Source organism: Chamaesiphon polymorphus CCALA 037 (assembly GCF_003003845.1).
GTDB classification, from domain to species: Bacteria; Cyanobacteriota; Cyanobacteriia; order Cyanobacteriales; family Chamaesiphonaceae; genus Chamaesiphon; species Chamaesiphon polymorphus.
This window is the reverse complement of record NZ_PVWO01000736.1, coordinates 1-2134: the sequence shown is the minus strand read 5'-3', so window position 1 is coordinate 2134 and position 2134 is coordinate 1. Positions and strand designations below refer to the sequence as shown.

At 48.9% G+C, this 2134-nt stretch carries 1 protein-coding gene; it reads right to left on the bottom strand.

Annotated elements, in window-relative coordinates; all coding sequences use genetic code 11:
* Nucleotides 1-42: 42 nt before the first annotated feature.
* Nucleotides 43-2001, bottom strand: a complete 1959-nt coding sequence (locus C7B77_RS28810; RefSeq protein WP_106313151.1) for a response regulator — start codon at nt 1999-2001, stop codon at nt 43-45.
* Nucleotides 2002-2134: the final 133 nt, after the last annotated feature.

Here is a 2134-nt window from a genome sequence, read left to right as displayed (position 1 = left end):
CTCCCCGCTCCCCGCTCCCCGCTCCCAACTCCTAACTCCCAACTATTTCGGAAAATACACCGTCCCAGTTTGACCGATGAGGATGGTAGATTTGGGATTGGTAAATTCGACTTGGACGCGTTGAGTCGATCGATTATCTACGGGAGCGGATCCACCCAGGAACGAGGGTGCAATATTGGTGACTGAGGCGGTTAATTCTTGGCTGTCGATCGCGGTACCGACTTTGACGATCGCCTTTTGTCCGGGTTTGAGGAGTGCGGCTTGTTGAGATTCTAAATCTACACCGATTTTAAGCTTTTTGGGATCGGTGATACTCATTAATTTACTCCCAGCAAAAACTCGATCGCCGATCGCAACGGGAATTTCGATGGCCATCCCCGCTACGGGGGCGAAAATATCGATCGTGGTTGGTTCTAGCACTGGTTTTTGGCTGACTGGCGCACTCGCCGCGATCGGTTTGATTTGTTGTTGTTGCAATTGTTGCAACTTTGTCCCGAGTTGTCGATAGTCCGATTTCGCAGCTTGGAGTTGTGCCTGAAGTTGTTGGAGTTGTTCGGCTTGTTCTTTGAGTGCTAATTGTTGTTGCAGGCGTGCCGATTGGGTTTGAGCGGCTTGTTTGGTAGTGGCAGTTCGCGCGGCGGTACTGAGCCTGTCGTAGTCGGCGCGGGCGATATTTAAATCGGATTTGGCGGCAATCTGCTCTTTTTCGACTTGTTCGAGCCGTTCTTGGGAAATCGCTCCTTCACTCTGATAACGAGCCATGCGCTGGTAGGTAGCTACCGCGCGATCGTAGATTGCCTGCGCGCGGACGATCGCTTCGCGCTTTTGAGCCAAGGGTAATGGCTCTGGCTGTGCGGAGATCGCACTAAGTTGGATGTTTGCGTCGGCTACTTGTTGGCGGAGGGGAGCTAAATTGCGTTGATAACTGGAAATCGCTTGTTCGATTGTTTTAATCCTTCCGGCAGCGGCTTGGCGTTCGCCGATGAGGATCTGTTGCTGCTGGAGTAACTGTTGCTGGAGCGCGGCTGTTTGCTGGAGTGCTGCTTGTTGTCGTTCGGCGGAAATTTGCCGTTGCTGGAGCATTTTTGTTTGATTGGCACGTTCGGCTTCAATATTCCGAATAGTTAGCAATCGATCGCCATAATTCACCGATTGTCCGACTTTAATCGGCAATGTCAATACCAATCCAGGAATCGTTGTATCGATCTTAGTGATATTTAGCGGCTCGATTTTGCCAGTAAATGGCAGATTGTGTAATTGCTGCGCTCGATCTTGCCGCTCGGGTGTAGCGGCAGGTTTATTCAAACCTTGGCGTAGTAGGTAAAGCGAAAATGTCAATCCCAAACCAGCGATTACCAGTGCGGCAGCTTGATACCAGCCGATCGATTTACGCGATCGACTCAAGGCCGTCACGTCTAAAATTAATTCTGAAGGTTGGTCGAATTCCGAACCAGGTACTAACGGTTTGCTCTTGGTGGCTTTATTTATCTTATCAATACCTGTCAGTTCCAGGCTGCCAGGGGCGTCAAATTGGCCGCTCGATAGTTGAGTGTTGGGAGTTTTTGGCTTCCACTCTAATACTCCATCCCCCTTATTGGGAATGAATTTTTCAAATAATCCTGGTGCGATCTGCATGTATCCCCGATGAACGAATCGGACTGCATCGCGAATCTCTTGAGCTGGTGCGCCCTTAAGAATATAGCCATTCGCACCAGCATAGATCGAATCAGCAACATACTCGTCGCTATCGTAGCTGCTGAGTACCAGTACCCTGGTTTTGCGAGAACTGTGAGCAATAATTTTGGTAGCCAGTACGCCATCGATGTCTGGCATCTCCATATCCATCAATACGACATCCGGAAGCAGCAATTTGACTTGCTCGATCGCATCATAACCATTGTCTACCATTCCCACAATGTCGAAGTCTGGCTCGGTCTCCAGTAAAGACTTCAAGCGTTCCCGAATGCTCTTCTGGTCATCCACCAGGAGAATGCGAATCATGTCCACTTCCTTAGATTTTTGATACTTATTACTAACCAGCTCTGGCTTATTTATTCGATCGATCTACCTCGATAACCGGATGAAAATTTATTTTGGTAACTTAGTATATCGATTTTATGACAGATTAGGGGAG

Excerpts from the sequence above, each read along its gene's own strand:
- C7B77_RS28810 (WP_106313151.1), bottom strand. The coding sequence starts at position 2,001 with ATGATTCGCATTCTCCTGGTGGATGACCAGAAGAGCATTCGGGAACGC.